The 26,674-nt window shown below is 61.9% G+C and carries 28 protein-coding genes; 13 read left to right on the top strand and 15 right to left on the bottom strand.

What is annotated here, in order from left to right:
- Positions 1–216 precede the first annotated feature (216 nt).
- Together PH605_RS10685 and PH605_RS10680 are read right to left on the bottom strand one after the other, a co-directional pair.
- Complete coding sequence (locus PH605_RS10685; RefSeq protein ID WP_142844933.1) at positions 217–1,071, bottom strand: TrmH family RNA methyltransferase; 855 nt, start codon at positions 1,069–1,071, stop codon at positions 217–219.
- A complete protein-coding gene (locus PH605_RS10680) occupies positions 1,061–1,453 on the bottom strand; it encodes a hypothetical protein (RefSeq protein ID WP_065655535.1) in 393 nt (130 codons plus the stop codon). Before PH605_RS10680 ends, PH605_RS10685 begins: the two co-directional genes overlap by 11 nt.
- 38 nt (positions 1,454–1,491) lie before the next feature.
- Between PH605_RS10680 and PH605_RS10675 the strand changes: the two genes are divergently transcribed.
- The 3 genes from PH605_RS10675 (at position 1,492) to rpoH (ending at position 4,681) form a co-directional block, all read left to right on the top strand.
- A complete protein-coding gene (locus PH605_RS10675) occupies positions 1,492–2,514 on the top strand; it encodes an RluA family pseudouridine synthase (protein ID WP_142844934.1) in 1,023 nt (340 codons plus the stop codon).
- A gap of 273 nt (positions 2,515–2,787) precedes the next feature.
- Positions 2,788–3,612: a class I SAM-dependent methyltransferase gene (locus PH605_RS10670; protein ID WP_142845008.1), complete on the top strand. Its 825-nt coding sequence runs from the start codon at positions 2,788–2,790 to the stop codon at positions 3,610–3,612.
- A gap of 166 nt (positions 3,613–3,778) precedes the next feature.
- Positions 3,779–4,681, top strand: a complete 903-nt coding sequence (gene rpoH, locus PH605_RS10665; RefSeq protein ID WP_003522581.1) for an RNA polymerase sigma factor RpoH — start codon at positions 3,779–3,781, stop codon at positions 4,679–4,681.
- A 431-nt stretch (positions 4,682–5,112) separates the two neighbouring features.
- Here rpoH and PH605_RS10660 read toward each other — a convergent pair whose 3' ends face one another.
- Together PH605_RS10660 and PH605_RS10655 are read right to left on the bottom strand one after the other, a co-directional pair.
- Positions 5,113–7,407 carry a hypothetical protein gene (locus tag PH605_RS10660; protein ID WP_161987853.1) on the bottom strand — a complete coding sequence of 765 codons (2,295 nt, stop codon included), beginning with the start codon at positions 7,405–7,407 and terminating at the stop codon, positions 5,113–5,115.
- A gap of 70 nt (positions 7,408–7,477) precedes the next feature.
- Positions 7,478–8,776: an adenylosuccinate synthase gene (locus tag PH605_RS10655; RefSeq protein ID WP_003522583.1), complete on the bottom strand. Its 1,299-nt coding sequence runs from the start codon at positions 8,774–8,776 to the stop codon at positions 7,478–7,480.
- A gap of 241 nt (positions 8,777–9,017) precedes the next feature.
- Here PH605_RS10655 and PH605_RS10650 point away from each other — a divergent pair, with 241 nt between their 5' ends.
- A complete protein-coding gene (locus tag PH605_RS10650) occupies positions 9,018–9,905 on the top strand; it encodes a DMT family transporter (RefSeq protein WP_161987854.1) in 888 nt (295 codons plus the stop codon).
- Between the two features lie 90 nt (positions 9,906–9,995).
- Here PH605_RS10650 and PH605_RS10645 read toward each other — a convergent pair whose 3' ends face one another.
- Complete coding sequence (locus PH605_RS10645; protein ID WP_142844937.1) at positions 9,996–10,529, bottom strand: transglutaminase-like cysteine peptidase; 534 nt, start codon at positions 10,527–10,529, stop codon at positions 9,996–9,998.
- A 664-nt stretch (positions 10,530–11,193) separates the two neighbouring features.
- Between PH605_RS10645 and PH605_RS10640 the strand changes: the two genes are divergently transcribed.
- Positions 11,194–11,778: a transglycosylase SLT domain-containing protein gene (locus PH605_RS10640; RefSeq protein WP_003522586.1), complete on the top strand. Its 585-nt coding sequence runs from the start codon at positions 11,194–11,196 to the stop codon at positions 11,776–11,778.
- Positions 11,779–11,832: 54 nt separating this feature from the next.
- Here PH605_RS10640 and PH605_RS10635 read toward each other — a convergent pair whose 3' ends face one another.
- The 5 genes from PH605_RS10635 to PH605_RS10615 form a co-directional block, all read right to left on the bottom strand.
- Positions 11,833–12,447 (bottom strand): alpha/beta hydrolase, encoded by a 615-nt coding sequence (locus PH605_RS10635; protein ID WP_142844938.1) that lies wholly within the window; start codon positions 12,445–12,447, stop codon positions 11,833–11,835.
- Between the two features lie 254 nt (positions 12,448–12,701).
- A complete protein-coding gene (locus PH605_RS10630; RefSeq protein WP_142844939.1) occupies positions 12,702–13,646 on the bottom strand; it encodes a VOC family protein in 945 nt (314 codons plus the stop codon).
- 163 nt (positions 13,647–13,809) lie between these two features.
- Positions 13,810–14,886, bottom strand: a complete 1,077-nt coding sequence (locus tag PH605_RS10625; RefSeq protein WP_142844940.1) for a siderophore-interacting protein — start codon at positions 14,884–14,886, stop codon at positions 13,810–13,812.
- Between the two features lie 71 nt (positions 14,887–14,957).
- Positions 14,958–15,671, bottom strand: coding sequence for a uracil-DNA glycosylase (gene ung / locus PH605_RS10620; RefSeq protein ID WP_142844941.1), 714 nt, complete (start codon positions 15,669–15,671; stop codon positions 14,958–14,960).
- A 23-nt stretch (positions 15,672–15,694) separates the two neighbouring features.
- The gene (locus tag PH605_RS10615) at positions 15,695–16,090 is read right to left on the bottom strand and encodes a VOC family protein (RefSeq protein WP_142844942.1); all 396 of its coding nucleotides are present in this window, start codon (positions 16,088–16,090) and stop codon (positions 15,695–15,697) included.
- A 252-nt stretch (positions 16,091–16,342) separates the two neighbouring features.
- On the opposite strand from PH605_RS10615, the gene PH605_RS10610 reads away from it, so the two are divergent.
- Positions 16,343–16,699 (top strand): YbaN family protein, encoded by a 357-nt coding sequence (locus tag PH605_RS10610; protein WP_059754575.1) that lies wholly within the window; start codon positions 16,343–16,345, stop codon positions 16,697–16,699.
- 16 nt (positions 16,700–16,715) lie between these two features.
- Here the strand turns inward: PH605_RS10610 and PH605_RS10605 are convergent, their stop codons facing one another.
- From PH605_RS10605 to PH605_RS10595, 3 genes are read right to left on the bottom strand one after another with little or no spacing between them, the layout of a single operon-like run.
- A complete protein-coding gene (locus tag PH605_RS10605) occupies positions 16,716–17,498 on the bottom strand; it encodes a heme ABC transporter ATP-binding protein (protein WP_142844943.1) in 783 nt (260 codons plus the stop codon).
- The gene (locus PH605_RS10600) at positions 17,495–18,583 is read right to left on the bottom strand and encodes a FecCD family ABC transporter permease (RefSeq protein WP_142844944.1); all 1,089 of its coding nucleotides are present in this window, start codon (positions 18,581–18,583) and stop codon (positions 17,495–17,497) included. The genes PH605_RS10605 and PH605_RS10600 overlap by 4 nt, the downstream gene beginning before the upstream one ends.
- Positions 18,580–19,473 (bottom strand): heme/hemin ABC transporter substrate-binding protein, encoded by an 894-nt coding sequence (locus PH605_RS10595; protein WP_142844945.1) that lies wholly within the window; start codon positions 19,471–19,473, stop codon positions 18,580–18,582. Before PH605_RS10595 ends, PH605_RS10600 begins: the two co-directional genes overlap by 4 nt.
- A gap of 187 nt (positions 19,474–19,660) precedes the next feature.
- Between PH605_RS10595 and PH605_RS10590 the strand changes: the two genes are divergently transcribed.
- From PH605_RS10590 to PH605_RS10565, 6 genes are all read left to right on the top strand, one after another.
- Complete coding sequence (locus PH605_RS10590) at positions 19,661–20,008, top strand: antibiotic biosynthesis monooxygenase family protein (RefSeq protein ID WP_003522597.1); 348 nt, start codon at positions 19,661–19,663, stop codon at positions 20,006–20,008.
- 9 nt (positions 20,009–20,017) lie between these two features.
- Complete coding sequence (gene hutX, locus PH605_RS10585) at positions 20,018–20,542, top strand: heme utilization cystosolic carrier protein HutX (protein WP_080856731.1); 525 nt, start codon at positions 20,018–20,020, stop codon at positions 20,540–20,542.
- Positions 20,543–20,718: 176 nt separating this feature from the next.
- Complete coding sequence (locus PH605_RS10580) at positions 20,719–21,495, top strand: YbaY family lipoprotein (RefSeq protein WP_078051920.1); 777 nt, start codon at positions 20,719–20,721, stop codon at positions 21,493–21,495.
- Between the two features lie 216 nt (positions 21,496–21,711).
- Positions 21,712–22,596 carry a formyltetrahydrofolate deformylase gene (gene purU, locus PH605_RS10575; RefSeq protein WP_065655552.1) on the top strand — a complete coding sequence of 295 codons (885 nt, stop codon included), beginning with the start codon at positions 21,712–21,714 and terminating at the stop codon, positions 22,594–22,596.
- A 44-nt stretch (positions 22,597–22,640) separates the two neighbouring features.
- Entirely contained in the window at positions 22,641–22,937 is a 297-nt protein-coding gene (locus tag PH605_RS10570; RefSeq protein WP_142844946.1) for a type II toxin-antitoxin system RelE/ParE family toxin, read from the top strand.
- A gap of 4 nt (positions 22,938–22,941) precedes the next feature.
- Positions 22,942–23,247: an addiction module antidote protein gene (locus tag PH605_RS10565; RefSeq protein WP_065655553.1), complete on the top strand. Its 306-nt coding sequence runs from the start codon at positions 22,942–22,944 to the stop codon at positions 23,245–23,247.
- A 13-nt stretch (positions 23,248–23,260) separates the two neighbouring features.
- On the opposite strand, the gene PH605_RS10560 is transcribed toward PH605_RS10565, so the two are convergent.
- Both PH605_RS10560 and PH605_RS10555 read right to left on the bottom strand, forming a co-directional pair.
- A complete protein-coding gene (locus PH605_RS10560) occupies positions 23,261–24,655 on the bottom strand; it encodes a sensor histidine kinase (RefSeq protein WP_142844947.1) in 1,395 nt (464 codons plus the stop codon).
- Positions 24,652–25,332 carry a response regulator gene (locus PH605_RS10555; RefSeq protein WP_003491888.1) on the bottom strand — a complete coding sequence of 227 codons (681 nt, stop codon included), beginning with the start codon at positions 25,330–25,332 and terminating at the stop codon, positions 24,652–24,654. Before PH605_RS10555 ends, PH605_RS10560 begins: the two co-directional genes overlap by 4 nt.
- Positions 25,333–25,384: 52 nt before the next feature.
- On the opposite strand from PH605_RS10555, the gene PH605_RS10550 reads away from it, so the two are divergent.
- Positions 25,385–26,482: an ABC transporter substrate-binding protein gene (locus PH605_RS10550; protein ID WP_425292601.1), complete on the top strand. Its 1,098-nt coding sequence runs from the start codon at positions 25,385–25,387 to the stop codon at positions 26,480–26,482.
- Positions 26,483–26,674 lie beyond the last annotated feature (192 nt).

The raw sequence follows: 26,674 nt of genomic DNA, 5'->3' as shown, positions 1-26,674 counted from the left end.
AACGGGTGTGGTTGTACCTCGCGTTGAGTGTGCGGCTTACCCCCCTCTGCCCTGCCGGGCATCTCCCCCTCAAGGGGGGAGATCGATATGCGGCACTCTTCAGCCCAACTCTAACGTTGCGAATGAGCGAGCGTTAGCTCCCAGCTGATCTCCCCCCTTGAGGGGGAGATGTCCGGCAGGACAGAGGGGGGTGAGCCGCATATGCTGCGGAAACCCCTAAACCCGCCCCATAACCCCCGCCATCTGATAAAGCGCCAGCCCCGAAGCCGTGCCCGCGTTCAAGCTGTCCAACTGCGGCGACTGCGCAATCCGCGCCGTATGGAACCGCGACAGCACCGATTGCGGCAACCCCTCACCCTCCGTGCCGATCACCAGCGCCATGCGCTCGGACCGGGGAATATCGCGTATCTCCGTCTCGCCATTCGGAGACAGGCTCCAGATCGCAAAACCGGCCTCGGAAAGCCGTTCCAGCAACTCCACCGCCCCGCCGCCGCGATGCCAGGGAACCGAAAGCACCGAGCCGACGGAAACGCGCAGCGCCTTGCGATAAAGCGGGTCGCATGAGGTCTCGTCCAGCAGCACCGCATCGGCATAAAACGCCGCCGCATTGCGAAACATCGCCCCGAGATTGTCGTGATTGGAAATACCGCAGCCAACGAGCACCAGAGACGACGCAGGAAGTGCTGCCGTCATCTTTTCCAGTCCGCGATCCTGAACCCGCCGCCCGAGCGCCAGAATGCCGCGATGCAGGTGGAACCCGACGATGCCATCCAGCACCGGCGCTTCCGCTACATAAACCGGCACATCCGGCGGGAAATCGGCAAGGATATCCGCGACGCCCGAAAGCCGGTTTCTGAGGATGAGGATGCTCTCGGCCGCAAAGGCGCCGCCCGCTTTATGGGCGGCGGCCAGCATGCGCAGCACCACCGTTCCTTCGGCAATGAAGCGGCCCTGACGCCCGGTCAGGTCGCGCTCGCGAATATCGCGAAACGCGGCGATGCGCGGATCGGCCGGGTCGTCGACCGGGATCAGCGCGCGCCCGTCCAGCAGCGTATTGGCCTCACTGGCCATCGACCGTCACATCGGCGAGGAACCGGCCGGCCGCGACGTTGAAGACCAGCGCCTTGCGGGTGCCGTTGGCGAGCCGCCCGTAAAACAGCATGTCGCCGCCGGAATAACTGACATTATCGATGACGAAGCCCTGCGGCAGGCTGGCGGTGACGGCAACCGGCCCGTTGCCGGTGGGAACGGCGAGGTTCGGCGCTTCCGTCTGCGTCTGAACCGCCTTCGACGGCCCCATCGCCTTGTAGACAACCGCACCGAAGACGGCCATAAGGCTGATAAACATCACGGAGCCCGACACGATCTGCAAACGGATCATCTTGCGGCGAACTTTTTCCATGGCCGGATCAAGCGGCTTGTCTTCCTGTTCGTCTTGCTCGATCTGCGTCATCGGGTTCCCTGAAATGCTGATGGATCGGAAAAATAAGAATGAACGACCCCTTTAAACAAGGCGGAGACGCAAGGAAAGTCCTGATTGCCGGGGAAGACGCCGAAGGCCGCCTCGATTCCTGGCTGGCAGGCGAAGTGGGCGGCGACTTCTCCCGCAGTCGCCTGAAGGCGCTGATCGAACAGGGCGCGGTCTCCATCAACGGCCAGCCGGTAACGGAGCCGAAAAAGAAGGTGCATCCCAAGGATCGCATCGAAATCGTCATGCCCGAGCCGGAAGACCCGGAACCCAAGGGCGAGGACATTCCGCTCGACGTGGAATATGAGGATGAAGACCTGATCGTGCTCATCAAGCCCGCCGGTCTCGTCGTGCATCCGGGCGCCGGCAACTGGACCGGCACGCTGGTCAACGCCCTCATCCACCATTGCGGCGACAGCCTCTCCGGCATTGGCGGCGTCAGGCGGCCGGGCATCGTGCACCGGCTGGACAAGGAAACCTCCGGCGTCATGGTCGTGGCGAAGAACGACAATGTACACCGCCATCTCGCCGCACAATTTGCCGACCATGGCCGCACCGGGCCGCTGGAGCGCGCCTACAAGGCCGTTGTCTGGGGCCGCCCGCGCACCCTGCGCGGCACCATCGACGCCGCACTCGGCCGCAGCGCCGACCGCACCAAACGCGCCGTCAAGCACGAGGATTCGGACGATGCCCGCGAGGCGATCACCCATTACGAGGTGATGGAGCGTTACCATGAGCGGCCGGACGCCACCTGCCTCGCCTCCATGGTGGAATGCCGGCTGGAAACCGGCCGCACCCACCAGATCCGCGTTCACATGGCCCATATCGGCCATCCGCTGATCGGCGATCCCGAATATGGCGCGGCCTTCCGCACCAAGGCGAACCTTCTCGAAGAACCTGCAAAAAGCACCGTCCGCGGCTTTCCGCGCCAGGCCCTGCATGCCTATCTGCTCGCCTTCGAACATCCGCGCACCGGCGAGGTGATGGAATTCGAAACCGACCTGCCGGATGACATGGAAGCGCTGACCGCCGCATTGCGTGGCTGAAAACCTGCATGGCGCGGTCAAAAAAACTGCGCCATGCATTTCGCCGGAAGCCCCGGATAATAAAAAAAGATTAGCGGATAGCGATATTCCGCAGTCGGTCCTTTTTATAGACCGCCCCAATTTCGCTTCAATCGTCACACCTCCTCGGCCCCGCAAAGCCTGAAATCGCCGCCATTAACCGTGGCGATTTCAAGCCTGCCAAATAAAGCCGCAGGGACGCCATTCGTTCGATCCGCCCCCGAACGGAACCGGCATGATGACGGGATCTATCGCATGAATATCGAAGACCGCCGGTTTATCTTTCAGGAGTTGCGCAGCGTCGAAGGCTATATCGACCCGCCCGATGCGCTCGTCTTCAAGGCGCTGTTGCAGGCCCAGACGAAAAGCGGCCTCCATGGCGGCATGGCGGAAATCGGCGTTTATTACGGCCGCTCCTATTTCCTGCTGCGCAAATTCGCCGGGAGGCAGGAAAAAGTGCTGGGCATCGATCTCTTCGATCTCGATCCGCCCGAAGATGGCAGCCTCGACCAATATGAACGCCTGATGGAAAACGGTCGCCGGCTGGGTTTCGCCATGGATGAGGACCTGATCATCAGGGGCGACAGCACGCAGCTGGCACCCGCCAACATTACCTCCCGCATCGGCCCCGCCCGCTTCTTCAGCATCGATGGCGGCCACAACCTGCACCACGTGCTGGCCGATGCGAAACTGGCGATGGAAGTGATCGCGCCGCATGGCGTCATCGTCTTCGACGACACTTTCAATCCCGCCTGGCCGGAAGTGACGGTGGGCGTCGCCGATTTCCTGCGCACCCATGGTCACAGCCTCGTCTGCTTCGGCATGACGAAATACAAAACCTATGTCTGCCGCCGGGAATTTCACGCAACCTACGCGAACGCGATTGCCGCCGATCCCGATCTGCAGGCGCTTGCCCATGTGGAGACGCAGTTCCTTGGCTCCAAGGTTGTGCGCCTGCACAATCCCATGCGCCGGCGGGTAATGTATGAGCTGATGGTGCGTTCCGGCCTTGGCGGTTTTTCGGAACGAATCTACCGTTCGAAAGTTAAACAGGTCAAAGAAGGTGTCACTGGAACATAACGCATGTGTGAACGCAGCGTTCGCTTGAAACGCGGCGGGCGCGTACATATCTGTCACATGGGTTCGTGCGGGGTCGGTAACGACCCGCAGCTTACGGTGTGCCTCCGGCGGGTCAGTCGCCGATCAAAGAGGGTGCCGTTCCAGACCATAGATAAGGGGGTGCTTTATGGCCCGCAATAGTTTGCCTACGATTACAGCCGGCGAAGCCGGTCTCAATAGATATCTCGACGAAATCCGTAAATTTCCGATGCTGGAGCCGCAGGAAGAATACATGCTTGGCAAGCGTTATGCCGAGCATGGCGACCGCGACGCCGCGCATAAACTCGTCACCAGCCACCTGCGTCTCGTCGCCAAGATCGCCATGGGTTACCGCGGTTACGGCCTGCCGATCGGCGAAGTCGTCTCCGAAGGCAATGTCGGCCTGATGCAGGCGGTGAAGAAGTTCGATCCGGAGCGCGGTTTCCGTCTGGCCACCTATGCCATGTGGTGGATCAAGGCCTCGATCCAGGAATATATCCTGCGCTCTTGGTCGCTGGTGAAGATGGGCACGACCGCCAACCAGAAGCGCCTGTTCTTCAACCTGCGCCGGCTGAAAGGCCGCATCCAGGCAATCGACGATGGCGATCTGAAGCCGGAGCATGTCAAGGAAATCGCGACGAAGCTGCAGGTGTCGGAAGAAGAAGTCATCTCGATGAACCGCCGCCTGCATGGCGACGCATCGCTGAACGCGCCGATCAAGGCTTCCGAAGGTGAGTCCGGCCAATGGCAGGACTGGCTGGTAGACGACCATGACAGCCAGGAAGACGTGCTGATCGAACAGGACGAACTGGAAACCCGCCGCCGCATGCTGGCGAAAGCCATGGGCGTGCTGAACGACCGCGAACGCCGCATCTTCGAAGCCCGCCGGCTTGCCGAAGACCCGGTGACGCTGGAGGAACTTTCCTCCGAGTTCGACATCAGCCGTGAACGCGTGCGCCAGATCGAGGTTCGCGCCTTCGAGAAGGTGCAGGAAGCGGTGCAGAAGGAAGCGCTGGAAGCTGCGCGTGCGCTGCGCGTGGTGGATGCTTAAGGCGACACGCGCCTGACGCCAATGCGCTGACCACGAATCATCCTCGGCCTTTGGCCGGGGATTTTTTGTTTGTAAAAGGCGGGCGATGGCAAATGGCCTGTCTCTGAGACCCGCGATTGTTCTGGAGGAAAAACGTTAGGGCGAATATCCGCGCTTCGGAGTATGCCGCTTATCCCCCTCTGCCCTGCCAGGCATCTCCCCCACAAGGAGGGAGATTGGCAAGACGCTCTACCGCCGCTTCATCCTTGACCGTTGAGTTGGACGCGACCTCGCGGCATATCGATCTCCCCACCTGTGGGGGAGATGCCCGGCAGGGCAGAGGGGGGTAAGCCACACCCACCAGCACCAACTAACCCACCCATCACCCGCCAACGCAAAAACACCGCCGCAGCCATATAACGAAAAGGGCGGCCTGAGCCGCCCTTAAATCATCACTGACCGGTCGCTGGCGTTGCTGCCGCCCATTCGCTGAGCGCCTTGTCGAAGGCGGCGATGCCGTCATTGCCCTTTTGCAGGGTCAGCAGCGCACGCCGGCCGTTGCGGTAGGAAACCGGAATGTCGATCCAGTTACGGCTCTTCAGAAGCTCCAGATTGGTCTTCATCGCATCCGGGAAGTCGTTGAGCGCGATCATGTGGAAATCGTCGGTGATCTTGGCCGGAACCGCGATCAGCGCGTTGCCGCGATCCTGCTCGGTGCTCTTCATCGCGATGCGCTGGACGCTGTCGATAGCGCCGCCTTCGAAGCCGGGCGAAACCGAGAAGACGATCTCGATCAGATGGCTGGCCGGCAGCGACGGATCGGTATTGCGCTTGAAGGTGATCAGCGCGCTGAGGCCACGGCCGGGAACGGTGATCTGGCCCTGCACGGTCGGAGAAGGCTTGCCCTCACCGTCATTTTCCTGCTGCAACGACCAGGAAACACTGCCCTGAATGGCGGTCGGCACCGTCTGGCCCAGCACTTCCTCATAAAGGAACATGCGGTCGCCGGCAGCGGCGGCAGGCTGCTGCGCCGGCGGCGTGCCAGCAGGTGTTCCAGCGGGCGCACCGGCATTGTTGGCCGGAGCCTCGCCCGCAGGCGGCGGCGCGACATTCTGCTCATAGACCGACTGGCCTTCGGCGGTGACCGGCTGGCCGTTCGCACCGGCGGCAGGTCCCTCGTCACGCTCGGTGCCGTCGGCCAGAAGCCGCTGGGTGAACTTGGTGCCGGTGACGGAGCCGTCATCGCCATGGGTCGGGGCCTGATGGTTGGTCGGGGTTGTCGGCTGCTGCCCCGTGGCGGGCGGCTGCTGGGTCGCCGGCGGTGTCGAAGTCTGCGCCTCACCCGTGCCGTTCGAAGCCGTCTGGCTGGTGCCGCCGTTCTGTGCGGAACTGACCAGCCCGCCGACCATATCGTTCAGCGCATCGCGGTTCATCCACACGGCATAACCGCCGCCGGCAAGCAGCGCCACGCCGACAACGGCCAGAACCAGCGACGCATAATTGCGGCGCGGCTTCTTCTTGACCATATAGGCGGGCGTTGCGGCGGCAGCGCCCACGCCATTCGTTTCGCCCGAAGCCTGACGGGTGGAGGACGACGCGCCGTCATAACCGATCAGCTCGTCCAGATCGTCCCAGGGCGTGCGTTCCTTGTTGTCCTTTGCCGCTGCCTGATCGCCGAAGAGATCGTTATCCGCGCGCGGCAGCGCCGGCGCGTCCTTGGCGGGAATGGCAATATCCGCATCCTGGAAATAGGACGAGAAATCCTCGACCACGGCCGCCTTTTTCGGAGCCTGCTCTTCCGGCTGGCGATGGTCGTCAAAATCGTGCCGGCCGCCAAACGCCGGAGCATGCTCCACGGCGGCGGGGCCGAAATGGTCGTCCGCCTCGCGCCGCTCATCCTTTTCGTAAGGGGCGGGCTCGAAACTTACTTCCGGCTCCTGGTAATGCTGCGCGGCATAACCGGCAACAAGCGGACGTTCGTCGGTCTGGTTGCGAACCTCTTCATATTCCTCGGCGGCCGGACGCACATCGTCGTCCTGCGCTTCATCGAGCTTGCGCCAGTCATCCTCATCCACCGGCTGCGCCCAATGGGAGGGAACGGAATCATCGGCAGCGCCGAGCGCCGTTTCAGGCTCCGGCTGGTGAGCCGGCTCTTCATCCGCCCGTGTGAAATAGGTGCCGACGACTTCGTCGGAACCGTGTGCCGGGGCGGGAGCGGCATGAACCGTTTCCGGCGCATCATAAAGCTCTTCCGGCGCGCGGTCGCCGTGATGCTGCTCCTCATCGGCAGCGGTGTCAGCGTGCCGGGGCTCTTCCTCTTCGGCCGCGTCTTCGTAAGCCGGCTCCGATTGCGCGGGTTCAGCGGATGCCGGCTCTTCGTAGGCCGGCTCGTGCCGCGCCTCTTCCCGGTCGGCATCCTCTGCCGGCTCGGCGGCGCGGGCCTCGTCTTCGTCGGCAGCATCCTGCTGGTAATAGGATGCCGCCGTCTCTTCCGCGGCGGGAGAGACAGCGTCATCATCCTCCAACGCCGGAAGCGCCTCGGCATATTCGCTGTCCACCTCGGCTATGGCGGCGTCCAGCTTGGCGATCTGCCGGCGCAACAATTCTTCCGGCGGACGTGGCTTCATATTCTCGAGTTGGCGCACAACCGCACTGCGCGCCTTGTCGTAAACCTTCGCCCGGTTTTCGGGAGTATTGTTCGCCAAGCCATCCACGGCCTTGCGAATGACTGCTACAAAATCCGCCATAAGCACTTTCTCGTCGTGACCGGCGACGTACCGGCCCGATATGGTTTATGAATCTAGATCGCCGAGGACATTAATCCTCAAACGGATCAGTCACAAGTATGGTGTCGTCACGCTCCGGACTTGTCGACAGAAGTGCGACAGGCGCCCCGATCAATTCCTCGACCTGACGGACATATTTGATTGCCTGAGCAGGCAAATCCGCCCATTTTCGGGCACCGACGGTAGATTCCTTCCAGCCTTCCAGCGTGACGTAGATCGGCTCGACGCGCGCCTGCGCGCCTTGGCTCGCCGGAAGATGGTCGATTTCCTGCCCGTCCAGCTTGTAGCCGACGCAGATTTTCAGCTCATCGAGACCATCAAGCACGTCAAGCTTGGTGAGCGCGATGCCGGTAATACCATTGGTGGCGACCGACTGGCGCACCAGTGCGGCGTCGAACCAGCCGCAGCGGCGCTTGCGGCCGGTGACGGTGCCGAATTCATGGCCCTTTTCGCCCAGGAACTGGCCGATCTCATCGTTCAGCTCGGTCGGGAACGGGCCTTCGCCGACGCGCGTGGTGTAAGCCTTGGTGATGCCGAGGATATAACCCAGCGAACCCGGACCCATGCCCGAACCGGCAGCCGCCTGGCCGGCAACCGTGTTGGAAGAGGTCACATAGGGATAGGTGCCGTGGTCGATATCGAGCAGCGAGCCCTGAGCGCCCTCAAACAGGATGCGCGCACCGGCGCGGCGCTTCTTGTCGAGCAGCAGCCAGACGGTTTCGCTGAACGGCAGGATGCGCTCGGCAATCGAGCCCAGCTCTTCCATGATCGTCTCATGCGAGACTTCGGTTGCACCGAAACCGCGACGAAGCGCATTGTGATGCGTGAGGATGCGATCGACCTTGGCGGAAAGCGCCTCCATGTCGGCGAGATCCATGACGCGGATGGCGCGGCGGCCGACCTTGTCTTCATAGGCCGGGCCGATGCCGCGGCGGGTGGTGCCGATCTTGGTGCCGCTGTTGGAGGCGGCGTCTTCGCGCATGCCGTCCAGCTCGCGGTGCAGCGACAGAATGAGGGTGGCATTGTCGGCGATACGCAGGTTTTCCGGGGTAACCTTCACGCCCTGCGCTTCCAGACGGCCGATTTCGGCGATCAGCGCATGCGGATCGACCACGACGCCATTGCCGATGACGGCGAGCTTGCCGGGACGCACGACGCCGGACGGCAGAAGCGAAAGCTTGTAGCTGATGCCATCGATGACAAGCGTATGACCGGCATTATGGCCGCCCTGATACCGCACGACGACATCTGCCCGCTCGGACAGCCAGTCGACAATCTTGCCTTTGCCTTCGTCGCCCCACTGCGAGCCGACCACCACAACATTCGTCATTTCTTGCTTTCCTGCTCATGGCGCTTGCGCGCCCGATAACCCGATGGGAAACCCAAACCCGCGAATGTATACTGTGTTGTTTTACGGAAAGCGACCCTGTTTCTTATGGAGAATTTTGCTTTTTCCGTGACAAGGCGCGGATTTCCCGCATTATCTCGCCCCGTGGGGGCCAGGCGCGGGCGCAAGACCGCCATTCACCCCTTAGCCGTTTTCCCGCCCCGTGAAGAAGCGAAACATCAGCGTGCCCTCCAAAGCCTATATCGCCCTCATCATCGCCACGCTCTGCTGGGGCGGCAACACCGTTGCCGGCAAGCTGGCGGTCGGCCACATCAGCCCCATGGCCTTCACCTTCCTGCGCTGGGTCTTCGCAGTCGCCATCATCTTCGCCATTTCCGTGCCGCAACTCATCAAGGACTGGCCGGTAGTGAAAAAACGCCTGCCCTATTTCCTCGTGCTCGGCAGCGTCGGTTATACCGCCTTCAACGTGTTTCTCTACACGGCCCTGCAACACACCTCGGCCATCAATGCCGCCGTCATCCAGGCCGGCATTCCCATGGTCATCTTCGTCTTGAACTTCATCCTGTTCCGCACCCCTGTGCTGTTCGGCCAGATCGCCGGCTTCTGCCTCACCATCGCTGGTGTCGCGCTTCTCGCCTCGCATGGCGATCCGGTCTCGCTGCTGCAACTGGAAATGAATGTCGGCGACGCGATCATGCTGCTGGCCGTGCTGGTCTATGCCATCTACACCGTCATCCTGCGCTGGAAACCGGCGGTCGACTGGCGCACGCTGATGGCCATTCCCGCCTTCTTCGCGCTCCTCACCTCCGTGCCGCTGATCTTCTGGGAAATCTCACGCGAGAGCGTCGTCTGGCCGGATCAGAAGGGCTGGGTGCTGGTGGTATATGCCGCCATTTTTGCGTCGCTGATCGCGCAGATCCTGTACATCAAGGGCGTTGAACAGATCGGCGCCAACCGCGCCGGCCTCTTCATCAACCTCGTGCCGGTCTTCGGCACCCTGCTGTCGGTTATCGTGCTCAGCGAGACGCTGCACACCTATCAGATCGTCGCTCTCATCATGGCGCTGGCGGGCATTGCCGTCGCGGAACGAAAAAAATCGCCGGCTTCCTGAACCAACAGGATCAGGAAAACCGGCGTAGTCTGGCAGGCATGAAAGAATGGAGCATCGGATCGCAAATCTTTCCGATGCTCGAACGAAAGGTCAGAGCGCGGTTTCGCGCTCTGCCGGAGAAAAGGCGGCGTTGCCAAGGACGATATCGCCCTTGTCGGTGGTGACGATCAGCACTTTTTCGAGCGATCCGTCATTGTTCAGCGAAAAGGCAAGGCGCAGCGCGCTGGAGGACCAGCCGGCGCCGGCAAGGGCCGTGCGCTTGATGGCGGCGCAGTCACCGCAATTGCCAAGGCTCAACGACGGCGTTGCCGGGACATCGGTTGCAAAACCGGAGAAATAATCATCGAGCGCGCCCATGGTGGCGTTCACATCGCGGTTGACGCGCAGCAGTTCCTTACGGCGCTCGACCGTCAGCGGCGCGGCGATGGTGGAGACGCATTGGCCGGCGGAAAGAACGCAGCCATCGAAACCGCCCCGCGCGGAAACACCGATCTGCGTCACCGCAGACTTTTCGACGGCGGCGAAACCGCGGGCAAAACCGGCAGCGCCAGCCGCGTCGGCATGATTGGACATGGAAGCAACGGCAATTCCGCAGATGGCGGCAGCAATAATCTTCTTCAGCATTTCATACCCCGTTTGCGATCCGCCGGCTTGTGCCGGTCTCGATTTCTGTTGTGTGGAGCGTCTCTCTAAAAGGCCGCTCCCCGTCTGTGATCCCACAATGGCACAGCACTGTTTTCAGCTGCTTTAAGCCGATTGCTACAATTTTATCGGTTTTCATTTTTGTACAGCGGACAGCTTTTTTCGAATATGCGCCAACACCGTCACCGCGAATTCCGCGGCAACGTTGGGAAGCGATAAAAGAGGGCCGCATCGCTGCGGGGTATTAAAGTGTATTGCAGGGTTTGCAGACGATGCGGCCCCGGCTTGAAACATGTGACCCGCCCGCCAAACCGGTTCCTGTTTGGAGGATGGACATATGCCGGCCGCCTCAACCGTGACATCGGGAAACTCCCCGGTTTTGGCCGCCTGGCCCGTCCACCTTGCGCCGCGCGCACGCCTGATGACCGGGATGGGCCAAGTATAGCCGGGCCGGCGGGACCGTGGACGCGCGGGGATGAACGCTTCTTGAAAAAAGGCGCCCGGGAAGCGGCCTCGCCCCATCCCGGCCACAGGAATTTTCAGCGGGTTAACGCCCGCCCGATCGGCGGCATTTGAATTAACCTTGTCTTAAAACCCGACGTTAATGGTTAGCAATTTAAGAATAACGGAACGAAAGGGTTCCGTTATGCGTGGCGTATTTGCCGTTGTTTTTCTGATGCTCGTTCTGGCCGGCTGCGCCACCGCACCGTCGCAGGTGACCAATGCCTGTGCGATTTTCGAGCAGCGGAACGGCATCTTCAACAACTGGCGGCGCGATGCGAAAGCGGCCGAGCGCGAATTCGGCGTGCCCGTGCCTGTCATGATGGCGACGATCTACACCGAATCCGCCTTCCGCCCCTATGCGCGGCCGCCGCGCACCAAGCTTCTCGGTTTCATTCCCTGGACACGCCAGTCGAGCGCGTATGGCTACGCACAGGCGCTGGACGGCACATGGAGCGTTTACCAGCGTGAAACCGGCCGCTGGTCGGCAAGCCGCACCGATTTCACCGATGCCATCCACTTCGTCGGCTGGTATCATGCCAAGAGCCGGCGCGAAAACGGCATTTCGCTGAACGACCCCTATAATCTCTACCTCGCCTATTATTCCGGCCATGCCGGTTATGCGAAGGGCAGCTGGCGCAACAATTCCGCCGTCCAGAAGGCCGCCCGCCGCTCCGCCAACATGGCGCTGCGTTACGAGGCGCAGCTGCAGCAATGCGGATATCGCTGAGGCGGCAGCACAGGCGAATGCCGGCTTAACAGCCGGCATGGCGCAGACATTCAGCTAAGCGTTATAAGCCGCCAGAAAACCCCTGACCGCATCGATCTCGCCGGAGCGGATTTCATGTCCGCCCGGGTGCCACACGGTTTCCACCGTGCCGCCCTGTGCCTTGAGGCTCTGTTCCAGCGCCTTCGTCAGCGGCACGGGGCAGATCGGATCGCGCTCGCCGGCCGTGATCAACACCTGGCGCGAAGCCTTGGCGGGCAAGATTTTTGGTTCGAACGGGATGAGCGGATGCATCAGCACCGCCGCATCGAAAAGCCCGGGTTCTTCGATGAGCACATTGGCGAGAATATTCGCACCGTTGGAAAAACCGAGGCCGATGACCGGACCGGCCTGATAATGCTCCCGGTTCGCCCTGATGAAGTCCGCCATCTTGACGGTCGCCCGTTGAAGGTCGGCCATGTCGTAGACGCCCTCTCCCGTGCGCCGGAAAAACCGCGCCGCGCCATGTTCGGAGACATCGCCGACGGGTGAGAGAATAGTCGCCTCAGGCAGCAGGCGCGAGCCGAAATCGAAGAACTGGTTTTCATCGCCGCCGGTGCCGTGCAGCAAAACGAAAAGCGGTGCACCGGCAGCGCCGGCGCGGGATTTGTGGAAATAGCTGTCCCTGGTCATGGGAGGATCCTTTCTGAAAGGAAGAGGTTCAATGGCTTCCGCAAGGCCTCTTCGGCCAAGCGGAGCAATCATATGAAGCGAACGGACGCGGCTTGTGTCTTCTCCCCGCCGGGGAGAAGTCCCCGGCAGCGGGATGAGGGGGCAAGCTCTCCGAAATCCGGCAACGTTACCCCCTCATCCGACCCTTCGGGCCACCTTCTCTCCGCCGGGGAGAAGAAGCAGGTCGCAATGTCCTGCCAAGCGCTATCGAGCGGTTAAGCCGCCTTCTCGTCCCCCAGCGGCTCCAGATGCTCTTCAAGCGCGGAGCGCAGATGCGCGTGCTGGGTCGGCAGCTTCAGCGCCTCGCCGAGATGGGCGGTGTCCTCGTCGCGGTCGAAACCGGGCTCGTTGGTGGCCACTTCGAACAGCACGCCGCCCGGCGTGCGGAAATAGATCGCCCAGAAATAATCGCGGTCGATCACCGGTGTCACCTGATAGCCGGTATCCATCAGCGCCTTGCGCACCTCCAGCTGCTTTTCACGGTTTTCGACCGCAAAGGCGATGTGGTGCACGGACCCCGCACCCAGCCGCGCGCCAGAAATATTCGGCATGGTTTCGATGTCGATGAAGTCGGCACCGTTGCCGCCGGGAATACCGAGGCGCAGAACGCCATCCTGACGGCCCACTTCCTGATAGCCCATGAATTTCAAAAGCTCGGCCGTCGCACCTTCATCGCGAAGACGCAGCGAGGCGCCCTGAAAACCATGGATCGCCTGATCCGCACCGACGCCATTGCCGATCCATTGCGCGCGGTTGTCATCCCTGACCTCGACCAGCGCAAAACCGTCGCCATCGGGACCTGCAAAATGCAGGCGCTTGTTGCCGAAGGCTTCATCGGCCTTCAGGCCATCCACCCCGGCCTTGGAAAGACGGTCCTGCCAGTAGCCGAGCGATCCTTCCGGAACGGAAAACAGCGTCGTGCCCACCTCACCGGTGCCGGGACGGCCGCGGGCGATATGCGGGAACGGAAAGTAAGTCATGACGGAGCCGGGCGTGCCGACTTCATCGCCATAATAGAGATGATAGACGTCAGGCGCGTCGAAATTGACCGTCTTCTTCACCCGGCGCAGGCCAAGCGTATCGGTGAAAAAAATGTTGTTCTGGCGCGCGCTCGCCGCCATGGACGTAACGTGGTGCAGGCCCTTGATCTGGTTGAGCATGATAAACCCCTTTTGCCTGGCGGGCCTCACGGTTGGGGCCTGCCCTGTTCATGGCGTAAAGATGGGGTAACAGCGCTCTCAGGCATAGAGTGGACAACGGGAACGGATTGTTCCCGAATGATGAACGATAAAACCGACTGTTCAACGGGCCCGATAAGGCAGCTCAATGATCGTCGGCGACGCCCAGGGTCCAGTAGCCGACAGCGCGCAGCGATGCTTTCGGGAAAGCAATCTCGTCGGTGAGGAAGGATTTTGCCGCCCTCGCCTCGGATTTTTCGCAGGCGACAAAGACATGCAGACCGTCATGATCCGCGCTCCAGCCATGGTCGCGCAGCGCCTTTTCGATAAGGCCCGCGGTGCCGGCGGGCTTGCCGCGGCGATAAAGCCATGTCCACTCGACATTTGCCGCACAGACGATCTCCTGCCGCTCGGCTTCATCGTCGATCTCCGCATAGACGCTGAGTTTTTTGCCGGCCGGCATTTCGGCCGCCATGCGCAGCATCACCGGCAGCGCCGTCTCGTCGCCGGCAAAGACATAACGCTCGGCTTCCGGGCAAACACCGCTCGGGCCGATGATGCCGAGAACATCGCCGGGCTTCGCCGTCGCGCCGAAGGTTGCGCCCGGCATGTGGTCGCCCTCATGCATGACGAAATCGATATCGACTTCACCGCGCGCGATATCGCCGGAACGGATGGTGTAGACACGCCGTGTGAGAAGATCGTCGCCCGCCGGCCAGACGATGGCGCCGGTGGGCGCAAGATAAGGCCAGACCGGCGCGCGGGCCTGATCCGGCACCAGAAGCAGGCGCACATGCATGCCGCCGGTCAGCAGCCTTTCGATGCCGCTTTCGACGGAAACCACCAGCCGGCGCATATGCGGCGTCAGATTATAGGCGCGGGCGACCTTGCCGACGAAGAGATTGGGCAGCTCACGCTGTTGCGCGCCATGGCCGCTCCAGCGGAAATCCAGCCCCGTCTCGCCGGAGAATTCGACGATATGCTCGGCCACCATCGCCTTCACCGACATCAATATATGTTCGGAAATGCAGCTCACCCTTGCCGCGAAACGCCCGCCCTCGGCGCTGAAGCTGCCATGGCCATATTCCGTCTTGAACCGCACTGTCGCGCCTTCGCGTTCCATCTCCATATGCTCGGAAAAATGATCCTCGAAAGCATCGACAATCGACAGTGGATCGGGCAGCGAGACGGAGGTTTCGGCAGACAGGAGAGACACGGGCATAATCCTTCACTTTGCAGTCCGGTTATCTTTAATCCCGACAACCGCAAAGCGTAAAGGTATTTTATGAGTGTCTAGAGAAGGTTTTTGTCGCTTCCCACCGTTTCCGGCAATTGCCAGTCGATCGGCTGGCGGCCATGGGAGGCAAGAAAGGCGTTTGCCTTGGAAAAATGGCCATTGCCGAAAAAGCCGTTATGGGCCGAAAGCGGGGATGGATGCGGCGAGCGCAGCACGAGGTGCTTGCGCTGATCCACGAAGGCCGCCTTCTTCTGTGCATAGGAACCCCAGAGCAGGAAGACGACATGGTCGCATTCGTCGTTGACGGCGCGGATCACGGCGTCGGTGAATTTTTCCCAGCCCTGCCCCTGATGCGAGGCGGCGCGGGATTCCTCCACCGTCAGCACGCTGTTGAGCAGAAGCACACCCTGTTTCGCCCAGCTTTCCAGAAAGCCGTGACCCACCGGGCGAATGCCGAGATCGCTCTGCAATTCCTTGTAGATATTGACGAGTGAAGGCGGAATGCGCACGCCGGGCTGGACGGAAAAGCACAGCCCATGCGCCTGGCCGAGCCCATGATAGGGGTCCTGGCCTAAAATGACGACCTTGACCTCATCGAGAGGCGTGAGATCCAGCGCCCGGAAATATTCCGCACCCCTGGGGAAGATGCGCTTGCCGGCGGTCTTTTCGGCAAGCAGGAACTCCTTCAGCTTCAGCATATAGGGGCTGGCGAATTCACCGGAAAGAACGCGTTTCCAGCTCTCCTCGAGTTTGACGCCTGCCTCTGCCATGCCCGCCTCTCCCATAATCGCGCTTATTTGAACCGGTTACCGCGTTGCAGCACTTCGATCTTGTAACCGTCCGGATCGCAGATGAAAAAGTATTTCGCGAAAGGCTGGCCCTTATAATCGGCTTCGATGATTTTTCCGGGGGAAAGGCCGATCTCGGTGAAGCGCTGGTGCTCGCCATCCACATCGACCACGCTGACCGCAAGGTGACCATAACCATCACCCAGCGCATAGGGCACTTCGCGACCCCGGTTGACGGTCAGTTCCAGCTCGAAATCACCCTCGGCATTGCTGAGATAGATCAGCGTGAAGTTTTCGAACTCGGCGCGTTCCGTAACCTCAAGCCCGAAAGCCTGTTTGTAAAATTCCACCGAACGCTTTTCGTCCAGCACCCGGACCATCGAGTGGATCAGCTTGGCCATGGTGTTTTCCTTCTTCTTCCTGTTGACGGCCCGGTTATGCTCCGGGCATCGCGGCCAAGGGGATAAAGACAGTGTGCTTCGCTTTCAACCCTAAAGGCGCTCTGCGACAGGACGTAACGGCCCGATCACGGCAAATGTGATGGCAAAAACCCGTTAGTTTTTCCGGTGCGGTTGGGACCTGCGGCAACGAGACCGCATGGTTTTGGCTCTGCCGCTCTATCCTGAGTGTTGAACTCATGATACCGGCTAGGCATGCGCCTTTTATACCTCTGTCTTGGCTGGCTTATGGTCGCGACCGGCATTGTCGGCGCGTTTCTTCCCGTTTTGCCCACCACGCCGTTCCTGCTTCTGGCGCTCTGGTGTTTTTCCCGCTCCTCGCCAAAACTCGAGGCATGGCTGCTGGCCCACCCTAGATTCGGCCCTTCGCTGCGGCGATGGCGCGAACGCGGCGCAATCGCCCGCAATGCCAAGGTCGCAGCACTTTCCGCCATGTCCGTCAGTTACGCTGCTTTCTGGTTTCTGAGCGAGCCGCCGCCGCTGCGGGCCGCCATCGTCGCCGCCGTCATGCTCGGCTCCGCGCTTTTCATCGCCACCCGGCCGGAAAGCTGAGGCGAAGGACAGGCCCTTAACGGTGGCGCGACTGCGGCAGCACGTAAGGAATATGCCGCGCCGGCAGCCGGCCGACGACACCGCCAATGCCATAGACCCTTGCAATCGTCTCGTCGCTGATCGTTTCCAGCGAGGGGCCGCTCGCCGTCACCCGGCCGCCATGCATGACGATAAGTTGATCGGCAAATTCGGCCGCAAGGTTGAGGTCGTGCAGGATGGCGAGCACCAGCCCGCCGCCGCTTGCAAAGTCGCGCGCCGTTTCCAGCACGGCAATCTGGTGGCCGATATCGAGACTTGCGGTGGGCTCGTCGAGGAAGAGCGCCCGCGCCTCGCCATTTTCCATCGGGTTCGGCACCTGCGCCAGCGCCCGGGCAAACTGCACCCGCTGCTGTTCTCCGCCGGAGAGCATGTTGTAGGACCGCTGCTCGAAACCGCGCAGCCCGGCCTTGGCGAGTGCGCGGCGGGCCTGCTCTTCCGGCGCGCGGGAGCCTTGTGCAACAGCCCCCATCCGCACGATTTCGAGCGCGGTGAAAGGGAAAGCAAGCTGGGTGCTCTGCGGCAACACGGCCCTGAGACGGGCGAGCTGGACCGGCGTGAAGGCCGGCAGGTCAACGTTGTTATAGGTCACCGAACCGCCCTCGGCGCGCATCTCGCCCGAGAGAACCTTCATCAGCGTGGATTTGCCCGCACCGTTGGGGCCGATGATGACATTGACCTTGCCGGGCTTCAGATCGACGCTGACCGCATCGAGAAGCCGGCGGCCGGAGCGGATGAGGGTGAGGTTTTCGGCCCGGATCATGGCATGTTCCGCATGGAAAAACCGCCGCGTCCCAATAGCAGGAACAGGAAGACCGGCGCACCGATGAGCGCCGTGACGACGCCGATGGGCAGTTCCGCCGGTGACGCGACGGTGCGGGCGAAACTATCGGCCAGAAGCAGAAGTGCCGCCCCGCCAAGTGCCGAGGCCGGCAGCAGGAAGCGGTGCGACGGGCCGATGGCGAGCCGTAGAAGATGCGGCACGACGATGCCGACAAAACCGATGGAACCGGCCGCCGCCACGCTCGCCCCGCAGGCGGCGGCAACGGCCAGAATGACGATCCGCTTCAGCCGCTGCACCGGAATGCCCATGTGAAAGGCGGCGGCATCCCCGAGGATCAGCGCATCGAGCCCGCGGGCAACGAAGGGAATGATGGCGAGAACGACGATGATGAAAGGGAGGGTCGCGAGCACCTTGGCGGGCGTGGCCCCACCGAGCGAACCGAGCGACCAGAAGGTAATATCGCGCAGCGCCCGGTCATCGGCCATGAAAATCATCAGCCCCGTCAAAGCACCGCTGATCGCCGCCACCGCGATGCCGGCCAGAATGAGCGTGGTGGTGGAGGTGGCGCCATCCTTCGTCGCGATCAGGTAAAGTACCCAGGTGTTCAGCAACCCGCCGAAAAACGCCATCAGCGGCAGAAAATGCGGGCCGAAAAACACGGCGACGGTGGCAAGCGCGCCTTCCCCGAGAGAAATGGCCGCGACCGCGAAGAGCGCTGCACCCGAGGTGACGCCGACAATGCCGGGATCGGCCAGCGGATTGCGAAACAGGCCCTGCATCATCGCCCCCGAAACGGCAAGCCCCGCGCCGATCAACATGCCGAGCGCCGTGCGCGGCAGGCGAACCGCCTCAAGAATGACCCTGTCGCGCGCATCGAGCTGATCCGCGCCGCCGGTGAAATAGGCCCAGAGTTCGGACATGCCGACGCCCGTGGGTCCGCTGACCAGCGACACGCCACAGGCAAACAGCAGGATGCCGACGAGCACGGCGAGGGTGACGACCCCCTGGCGGGATCTGTCGCCCGCAACCCTGCCTTCAGCGGAACTCAAGGCGGCAAGGCTCACGGCTTCACCACCTCAGGATAGAGCTTGGCTGCCAGCTCGCGGCCCGCAGCAGGCGTGCGCGGACCAAAACCGATGAGATAAAGCCCATCCATGCTGATGAGCGCCTTGCTGGCGGCAGCAGGCGTGGACTGGAAGGCCGGCAGCGCGAAGATCTCTTCCGCCTTGGCGGCATGGTCGCCGCGCGCCATGGTCAGCACCAAATCGGGTGCCGCGGCAATGACCGCCTCATCCGTCAGCGGCTTGTAACCATTGATCTCCTGAGCCGCATTGATGCCGCCTGCCATTTCGATGATCGCGGCGGCTTCTGTATCCTTGCCCGCCGCCATGATGCGGCCGCCGGCGGTGGAAAGCACGAAGAGAACCCGCTTTCTGCCCTTTTCCGGCACGGCCGAAACATCCCTGGCGAGCGCATCGAGCCCGGCCTTGGTCTCGGCAGCCAGCGCCTTCGCCTTGTCAGAAAGACCGACCGCCGCGCCGACATCCTCGATCTTTTTGGGGATGGCGTCGCCGCTCGGCGGCGTATCGACGGTGACGAAAGGCACCGCACTCGCCTTCAGGATGGCGATGACATCGGCCGGGCCGGACCCGTCCTCAGAGAGGATGAGATCGGGCTTCTGCGACAGGATGCCTTCCGACGAAAGCGCCCGCATGTAACCGATATCCGGCTTGGCAAATGCATCTGCCGGATAGCTGCTGGTGCTGTCACGCGCAACGACGCGGTCTCCTGCGCCCAGCGCATAAAGGATTTCGGTGACCGTGCCGCCCACCGCGACAATGCGTTTCGCTTCCGGATTGCCCTTGTCCGAAGCCATGGCGGCAGGTGCGGCAAAGGCGATTGCGGCGGGCACGAGAGAGGCGAAAACAAAGGAACGAAGGCGGGAATTCAACATGGCGCTATCCTGAAACACGACCCGGCGCGGCTTTCCCTGCGCCAATTAATCTTGAGTTCTTTACACATGTTTATGGGCGGCGCAATCGATAAGTGGAGTAAATTTGTTCGCTTTGTCGTGAACCCCTTTCCAACCTCCCCGCGGCTGGATATCCTGACTCAAACTGGAAACTTAAAGGGAGAATTTCATGTTTATCGCAATGAACCGTTTTCGTGTCGTGCCGGGTTATGAAGAAACCTTCGAATCCATCTGGCGCGAGCGCAAATCGCATCTGAGCGAATTGCCGGGCTACATCGAATTTCACATGCTGAAAGGCCCGAAGGCAGATGACCACACGCTTTATGCCTCGCACACCGTCTGGGCCACCAAGGACGATTTCCTCGCCTGGACGAAATCCGAACAGTTCCGCGCCGCCCACGCCAAGGCCGGCGAAAACCGCGGCAAGGTGGAATATCTCTCCGGCCCGCATTTCGAAGGCTTCGACGTCATCATCCATGAAGACAAGAATGGCGAACGCCGTTCGATTGCCGCCTGAGGCCGCCCGATGAGCATTGCAGCCCAAAAGACCGACGACGACAGGCAGGCCCGCGCCGCCGCTGCGCTCGCCGAAAAGCCCGATGGCATCGTGGAGGCCATCGCCGCCAAGGCCGAGGTGACGCCGGCCGAAATTCTGGCGATCCTGCCGGAAGGTGCCGCCGTTTCCGCTGCCGCCGACCGCTTCGACGCCATCTGGAACGAGATGCGCGGCTGGGGCGAAGTCCTGATGATCGTGCAGACCGGCGATATCGTGTTCGAAGTGCCGGGCCACCTGCCGGAAGGCAGCGAAAGCCACGGCTGGTTCAACATCCACGGCGACAGCCCCATCGGCGGTCACATCAAGAAGGACAATTGCGCCGGCATCACCTTCGTCGATCGCGGCTTCCACGGCCGCCGCTCCTGTTCCGTCTGGTTCATGAACGCCGCCGGCAACGCCATGTTCAAGATTTTCGTCCGCCGCGACGAGAACAAGGAACTGCTGGCCGGGCAGTTGGCGAAGTTCGAAGCGCTGCGGGACGGTTTCCGCGGCTGAGACCCGTGGGGAGGCTGCCAGCTGCCTCCCCACTGCTTCCATAATCGCACGCGTCATCATTCGCCCGGGACCTCTCCGGATGACGCGTGAAAAAACAACCACCGGTTCATCGCCCGTTCAGTGCCGTTTTTTATCATCCGCTGAAATTCGAACGGCACCAGCACGGAGCAAGCACCATGACCGACCGCCAACCTCTTCTTTCTCGCCGCAGTTTCGCCGGGCTTGTTGCGCTTGCGCCGCTTTTTGCAGCGGGCGGCGCGGCTGCCGCACCTGCAAGCCTGCGCGGCAGCGTTTCCTATCGTGAACGCATCGCCCTGCCGCCGGGCGCGACCGTTACGGTGCGTCTGATCGACGTTTCGCTTGCGGATGCGCCCTCGCAGACGATTGCCGAAACCACCATTCGCCCCCGTGGCCAGGTGCCCGTACCCTTCGTGCTGCGTTATGATGACCGAGACATCCGTGGCCGCCGCTCCTATGCGCTGAGCGCCGAAATCCGCGACCGCGACCGGCTGCTCTTCACCACCACCCGCCGTTATTCGGTGCTGACCGGCGGTCGCGACGATACCGACCTCGTGCTGGAGCGCGTCGGCGCGGGCCCGGGTCGGCCGGAGCCGGAAGCCGGTATCGACGGGCGCTGGCTGGTGCAGGACATCCGTGGCGAGCGGGTTCGCGGCCGCCGTCAGGCGACGCTGGAAATTACCCGCGAGGGCCGCGTTTCGGGCAATGCCGGTTGCAACGGCATCGGTGGCGAGGTGAAGATCAGCCGTAACCGTATCGATTTCGGCCGGATGATTTCCACCCAGATGGCCTGCGCGCCTGACATCATGCGCCAGGAACGGCAGTTTATCGAAGCGCTGGAAGGCGCCCGCTCCTTCAGGCTGGAGCCGCGCCGGGGCACGCTCGAACTGCTCGACGGCCGCGGCCGCACGGCGATGCGCCTGCGCCGCGCCTGAGGCCGGCAACCTGCCGCAACACCCTGCGTCGCCGTCCTGGCCCAACGTGCTGGCCATGGAACATTCCATGTCGCTTCCGGCACGGCGCGCTGCCTTTTCCCGCCCTATGACTTTGGCTGCGTTCGTCTTGACGCTTTGCTCCGCCGCGGAGCTGCGCTATGGAACGCGCCAAACTGCGCCGGTTGATGCCGGCGCGACGTCTTTGAGGGAAAACGAATGACATCCTATGTTCTGACCGTAGCCTGCAAATCGACCCGTGGCATTGTGGCTGCGATTTCCGGTTATCTGGCGGAAAAAGGCTGCAACATCGTCGACAGTTCGCAGTTCGACGACCTCGAGACCGGCAAGTTCTTCATGCGCGTCTCCTTCATCTCCGAAGAAGGCGCCACCCTTGAGGCCATCACCGACGGCTTCAAGCCGGTGGCGGAAAAATTCGGCATGGAGGCGGATATCTATCCGGACGGCCAGCGCATGAAGACGCTGTTGATGGTCTCCCGTTTCGGCCATTGCCTCAACGACCTGCTCTATCGCTGGAAGATCGGCGCATTGCCGATCGACATCGTCGGCGTCGTCTCCAACCATTTCGATTACCAGAAGGTTGTCGTCAACCACGACATTCCCTTCCACCACATCAAGGTGACGAAGGAGAATAAACCCAAAGCCGAAGCTCAGCTGATGGACCTGATCGAGACTAGCGGCACGGAACTCGTCGTGCTGGCGCGCTACATGCAGGTTCTGTCCGACGACATGTGCCGGAAGATGTCTGGCAAAATCATCAACATCCACCATTCCTTCCTGCCCTCCTTCAAGGGCGCCAACCCCTACAAGCAGGCCTATGAGCGCGGTGTGAAGCTGATCGGTGCCACGGCCCATTACGTCACCGCCGATCTCGACGAAGGCCCGATCATCGAGCAGGACACGGTGCGCATCACCCACGCACAGAGCGCCGACGATTATGTCTCGCTTGGCCGCGATGTCGAAAGCCAGGTGCTGGCCCGCGCCATCCACGCCCATATCCACCACCGCACCTTCATCAACGGCAACCGCACCGTCGTCTTCCCGCCAAGCCCTGGAAGTTATGCTTCCGAGCGGATGGGGTGAACCCTTCGCATTGACGAAATGACAACCACAGTTTACATTGCGCCATGCTCACGATCCGGGAAACAAGCGAGTTTGCCGACTGGCTGGCGGGTCTGCGCGATGTGCAGGCGCGCGCCCGCATAGCACGGCGCATTTACCGGCTGGCGGACGGCAATCCCGGAGACGTGAAACCGGTTGGCGAAGGCGTCAGCGAACTCAGGATCAACCTTGGACCCGGATATCGGGTCTATTTTGTCCGGCACGGCGATGTCGTCATCATATTGCTGTGTGGCGGCGACAAGGCATCGCAGTCCCGCGACATCGCCAGAGCCAAGAAACTGGCCAGAGCGCTCAAGGAGTGAGACCATGCCACTTGTGACACGCGATTACGATGCTGCCCGCTACCTTGATAGTGACGAAGCGCTTGCCGCTTACATCGCCGACGCCACAGAAAGCGGCGACGCACAGGAGCTTGCCCATGCGCTGGGCGTCGTGGCGCGGGCCAAGGGTATGACTGACCTTTCGAGGCAAACTGGCCTTCCCCGCCAGACCTTGTACAAGGCCCTGAGCGGCGACGGAAATCCGGAACTGGCGACGATTGCCAAGGTCGCCGACGCGCTGGGCTACAGGCTCTCGCTGGTGGCGAAATCGCCTGCAGACACAGCCGCCTGATAAACCCGGCGGGCTACGGCGCCTTTTCCACGCCACCAAACATCACCCGCGCCCTCAAGCCCCGCCCCTCCGCGCCATCCTCCAGTGTCAGCCGCCCGCCGAACAGCCCGGCGATCTCTTCGATGATGGCGAGGCCCAAGCCGGCGCCGGGGGCGGCATTGGCTTCGCCGCGGGCAAAGCGCTGGCGCACCATGGCGCGTTTTTCCGGGGGGATGCCGGGGCCGTTATCCTCCACTTCCAGCCAGACGGCGTCCGTCTCCTTGCCGACGCGGACGGTGACTTCCGCGCCACGACCGGCATAGTTGATGGCATTGGAAACGAGATTGCCGATCAGTTCGCCGATCAGGAGCGGCTCGGCGGCAATGGCGACCTCCCCCTCGCCTTCGAAACCGAGATCGATGCCGGCTTCGGCCGCACGCGGCACGAAATCGGCCGTCACATTCTGCGCAACGGCCACGAGATCGATCGCGGAAAAATCATGTTTTTCGCTGGAGCCGGCGGCATCGATATTGGCCATGCGCAGCAGCTGGGCGAGGATATGTTCGGCATGGGCCACGGACGCCCCGCCCTTCAGCGCCGCCGCCTGCGCTTCCTCAAGGCTCGCGGCGCGGGCGGAAAGCGCAAGCTGGGTGCTGATGATGGCAAGCGGTGTGCGCAGCTGGTGGCTGGCATTGCCGGTGAAATGCCGGAGCGCGTCGAGCGCCGATTGCAGCCGCAACATGAAGGAATTGACCGTTTCCACCAGATTTTCCACCTCCACCGGCACGGATTGATGGATGGGGTGCAGGTCGTTCGGGCTGCGCTCGGCAATGGCTTCGCTGAGCCGGTAAAGCGGTCTGAGCGAAATCGTCACCGCGATCCAGACGATTATCGCCGCCCCGACGATCATCAACAGCAGCCGCAGCGCAGAGCGCAGGATGATCGCCTGCGCCAGCTGGCTGCGGGCAATGGTGGTTTCGGCGACCGTTACGGAAAAAGGCACGGAATTGATGCCGGTGGAAGCGAAACGGCGGATCGCAGCGATGCGGATCGGCTCGTCGCGGAACACGGCATCGCGATAGGCAGGGATATCGCCCGCCGGGTTCTCCACCGTCGGCAGGTTCTGGTAGCCGGTCAGGAATTGCCCGTTCGGCCCGTCGACACGGTAAAACACCCGGTCCTGTGCGGCCGATGTCAGCATTTCCAGCGCCACATAGGGAATATCGACTTCCAGCGAGCCGTCCTCGGCCACCACCACCCGCTCGGCAATGGCAAGCGCGGAACCTGATAGTACCCGGTCGGAGACGACATTGGCGGTATTGACCGCCTCACGCCAGGTATCGGTCAGCGCAACGCAGCCGATGATGGCGGTGGAAATGAGAAGCCAGCCTAAAAGTCGCCGCCTGAGCGAATAGGCGGCCTGTCTCATTCAGCCATCTCCGGCAGCTTTTCGAGATAATAACCGATGCCGCGCGCCGTCTTTACCGTCAACCCGTGCGGCGCGAGTCGCTTGCGCAGGCGGCTGACATATTGCTCGATGGCATTGGCGGAAATATCGTCATCGAAGCCGGTCAGCGACTGCACGATGGCCTCCTTGGCGACGACCTTGCCGGCCCGCATGAACAGCACTTCGAGCAGCGCCACCTCGCGCGCCGGAATATCGAGCGGACGTCCATCCGCCGAAAAGGTGCGGGAATTGAGATCGAACAGCACCTTGCCGAAACTCAGCGCCGAGGAGCGCAGCCCGGCATTGCGGCGCAGCAGCACCCGCACCCTCGCCTCGAATTCGGTGATATCGAAAGGCTTGATCATGTAGTCGTCAGCGCCGAGATCGAGCCCCTTGACCTTTTCTTCCGGCGTGCCGCGCGCCGTCAGGATCAGCACCGCCGCCTTGTCCTGGCGCGAACGCATGGAGCGCAGCACCTCGATACCGTCCATTTCCGGCAGGTTGAGATCGAGAATGACGAGGTCGAAACTTTCCGCCGCAATCGCCGCATCGGCGGAAGCGCCATCGGACACCACATCCACGGCATAACCGCTGCCGCGCAACAGCGCCGACAGCCCCTCCGACAGCACCTGATTGTCCTCGACCAGCAAAATACGCAAATCGTCCCTCCCACAGCATTGCCGAGTTTAACCAGACCCTTACCGCTTGTGAATGGCCAGCGCCTGCTGCATGATCTTTTCCATGCGTATCTGCCTTCTCCTCTGTCTCTGTCTTTGCACGGCCTCGCCGGCGCTTGCGCAAGTCGCCATCTTTCCGGCACCCTCCGGCAAGGCGGATGCCGAAACGCTGGTGGTCTATTCCTCGCTGGACGAACCGCTGGCGACGCCGATGATCGAGGGTTTCCAGAAGGCCAATCCCGATATCGCCGTCCATTATGAGGATATGCTGACCGGCGAGATTTACGACCGCATCGTGAAGGAAACCGATGCGGGCAAAAAGACCGCCGATTTCGCCTTTTCCTCCGCCATGGATTTGCAGGTGAAGCTGAGCAATGACGGTTATGCCCAGCGTTCCGACCTCGCCATGAGCGCCCGCTGGCCCGCCTGGGCGAACTGGCGCAACACCGCTTACGCGCTGACTTTCGAGCCGGCGGTTTTCGTTTATCACAAGCCGAGCTTCACCACCGAAGAACCGCCAGCCAGCCGCGCCGAATTCGTCGATTATCTCGAACGCAACGCCAAGCAAGTGCATGGCCGCATCGCCACCTACGACATCGAACGCTCCGGCGTCGGTTTCCTGTTCATGTCGCGCGATCAGGAGCAGTTCGGCGATATATGGAACGTCATCAAGGCCATGGGCGCGGCGGGCGTGAAGGTCTATTCCACCTCCTCGGCCATTCTGGAACGTGTTTCCGACGGACGCTTCGTGCTGGGCTACAATATTCTTGGCTCCTACGCAGCCGACTGGGCCTCGCGCCACCCCGATGTCGGCATCGTACTGCCGAAAGACTATACCGTCGTCATGTCGCGCATCGGTCTGGTGCCGGAAGCCGCCGCCAACCCGGCGCTCGGCCGCCGTTATCTGGAATTCTTCATGTCGAAGGAGGGCCAGACGATCATGGCCCGGCAGTTGCAGATCCCCGCCGTCAGCCCGGAAGTGGCGGGCGAAAACACCGCCAACACCATGCAGGCCATCCACGGCGCACAATTGCGCCCCGTGCCCGTCAGCCCCGGCCTGATGGTCTATCTGGATCAGGTCAAACGCAGCCGCCTGATCGAGCGCTGGAACGAGGCGTTGCGGTCGCAGTAGGTTCCCCCCTCATTCCTGTGCTTGTCACAGGAATGAGGGTGTGGAGAAAGCTTCAAAGGCGCAAAACAAAGCCGTCCCACACGCCACAGTAGACGTCCGATACAAATTAATAGAGAGTAAATGCGCAAGGACTTGCGTAGCGTCAGTTAGATGACAGCTTTCTGTGATGCTCTGCAATTCTTCTTCATTCCG

The sequence above is a fragment of the Agrobacterium sp. CFBP 3001 genome, assembly GCF_027871605.1.
GTDB classification, from domain to species: domain Bacteria; phylum Pseudomonadota; class Alphaproteobacteria; order Rhizobiales; family Rhizobiaceae; genus Agrobacterium; species Agrobacterium leguminum.
Note: the sequence above shows the minus strand (reverse complement) of the source record. Positions and strands in the feature narration are given on the sequence as shown.

What these genes read in the sequence shown, in the direction of transcription:
- PH605_RS10685 (WP_142844933.1), bottom strand. Translation starts at nt 1,071, where the DNA reads ATGGCCAGTGAGGCCAATACGCTGCTGGACGGGCGCGCGCTGATCCCG.
- PH605_RS10680 (WP_065655535.1), bottom strand. Translation starts at nt 1,453, where the DNA reads ATGACGCAGATCGAGCAAGACGAACAGGAAGACAAGCCGCTTGATCCG.
- PH605_RS10675 (WP_142844934.1), top strand. Translation starts at nt 1,492, where the DNA reads ATGAACGACCCCTTTAAACAAGGCGGAGACGCAAGGAAAGTCCTGATT.
- PH605_RS10670 (WP_142845008.1), top strand. Translation starts at nt 2,788, where the DNA reads ATGAATATCGAAGACCGCCGGTTTATCTTTCAGGAGTTGCGCAGCGTC.
- rpoH (WP_003522581.1), top strand. Translation starts at nt 3,779, where the DNA reads ATGGCCCGCAATAGTTTGCCTACGATTACAGCCGGCGAAGCCGGTCTC.
- PH605_RS10660 (WP_161987853.1), bottom strand. Translation starts at nt 7,407, where the DNA reads ATGGCGGATTTTGTAGCAGTCATTCGCAAGGCCGTGGATGGCTTGGCG.
- PH605_RS10655 (WP_003522583.1), bottom strand. Translation starts at nt 8,776, where the DNA reads ATGACGAATGTTGTGGTGGTCGGCTCGCAGTGGGGCGACGAAGGCAAA.
- PH605_RS10645 (WP_142844937.1), bottom strand. Translation starts at nt 10,529, where the DNA reads ATGCTGAAGAAGATTATTGCTGCCGCCATCTGCGGAATTGCCGTTGCT.
- PH605_RS10640 (WP_003522586.1), top strand. Translation starts at nt 11,194, where the DNA reads ATGCGTGGCGTATTTGCCGTTGTTTTTCTGATGCTCGTTCTGGCCGGC.
- PH605_RS10635 (WP_142844938.1), bottom strand. Translation starts at nt 12,447, where the DNA reads ATGACCAGGGACAGCTATTTCCACAAATCCCGCGCCGGCGCTGCCGGT.
- PH605_RS10630 (WP_142844939.1), bottom strand. Translation starts at nt 13,646, where the DNA reads ATGCTCAACCAGATCAAGGGCCTGCACCACGTTACGTCCATGGCGGCG.
- PH605_RS10625 (WP_142844940.1), bottom strand. Translation starts at nt 14,886, where the DNA reads ATGCCCGTGTCTCTCCTGTCTGCCGAAACCTCCGTCTCGCTGCCCGAT.
- ung (WP_142844941.1), bottom strand. Translation starts at nt 15,671, where the DNA reads ATGGCAGAGGCAGGCGTCAAACTCGAGGAGAGCTGGAAACGCGTTCTT.
- PH605_RS10615 (WP_142844942.1), bottom strand. Translation starts at nt 16,090, where the DNA reads ATGGCCAAGCTGATCCACTCGATGGTCCGGGTGCTGGACGAAAAGCGT.
- PH605_RS10610 (WP_059754575.1), top strand. Translation starts at nt 16,343, where the DNA reads ATGCGCCTTTTATACCTCTGTCTTGGCTGGCTTATGGTCGCGACCGGC.
- PH605_RS10605 (WP_142844943.1), bottom strand. Translation starts at nt 17,498, where the DNA reads ATGATCCGGGCCGAAAACCTCACCCTCATCCGCTCCGGCCGCCGGCTT.
- PH605_RS10595 (WP_142844945.1), bottom strand. Translation starts at nt 19,473, where the DNA reads ATGTTGAATTCCCGCCTTCGTTCCTTTGTTTTCGCCTCTCTCGTGCCC.
- PH605_RS10590 (WP_003522597.1), top strand. Translation starts at nt 19,661, where the DNA reads ATGTTTATCGCAATGAACCGTTTTCGTGTCGTGCCGGGTTATGAAGAA.
- hutX (WP_080856731.1), top strand. Translation starts at nt 20,018, where the DNA reads ATGAGCATTGCAGCCCAAAAGACCGACGACGACAGGCAGGCCCGCGCC.
- PH605_RS10580 (WP_078051920.1), top strand. Translation starts at nt 20,719, where the DNA reads ATGACCGACCGCCAACCTCTTCTTTCTCGCCGCAGTTTCGCCGGGCTT.
- purU (WP_065655552.1), top strand. Translation starts at nt 21,712, where the DNA reads ATGACATCCTATGTTCTGACCGTAGCCTGCAAATCGACCCGTGGCATT.
- PH605_RS10570 (WP_142844946.1), top strand. Translation starts at nt 22,641, where the DNA reads ATGCTCACGATCCGGGAAACAAGCGAGTTTGCCGACTGGCTGGCGGGT.
- PH605_RS10565 (WP_065655553.1), top strand. Translation starts at nt 22,942, where the DNA reads ATGCCACTTGTGACACGCGATTACGATGCTGCCCGCTACCTTGATAGT.
- PH605_RS10560 (WP_142844947.1), bottom strand. Translation starts at nt 24,655, where the DNA reads ATGAGACAGGCCGCCTATTCGCTCAGGCGGCGACTTTTAGGCTGGCTT.
- PH605_RS10550 (WP_425292601.1), top strand. Translation starts at nt 25,385, where the DNA reads ATGGCCAGCGCCTGCTGCATGATCTTTTCCATGCGTATCTGCCTTCTC.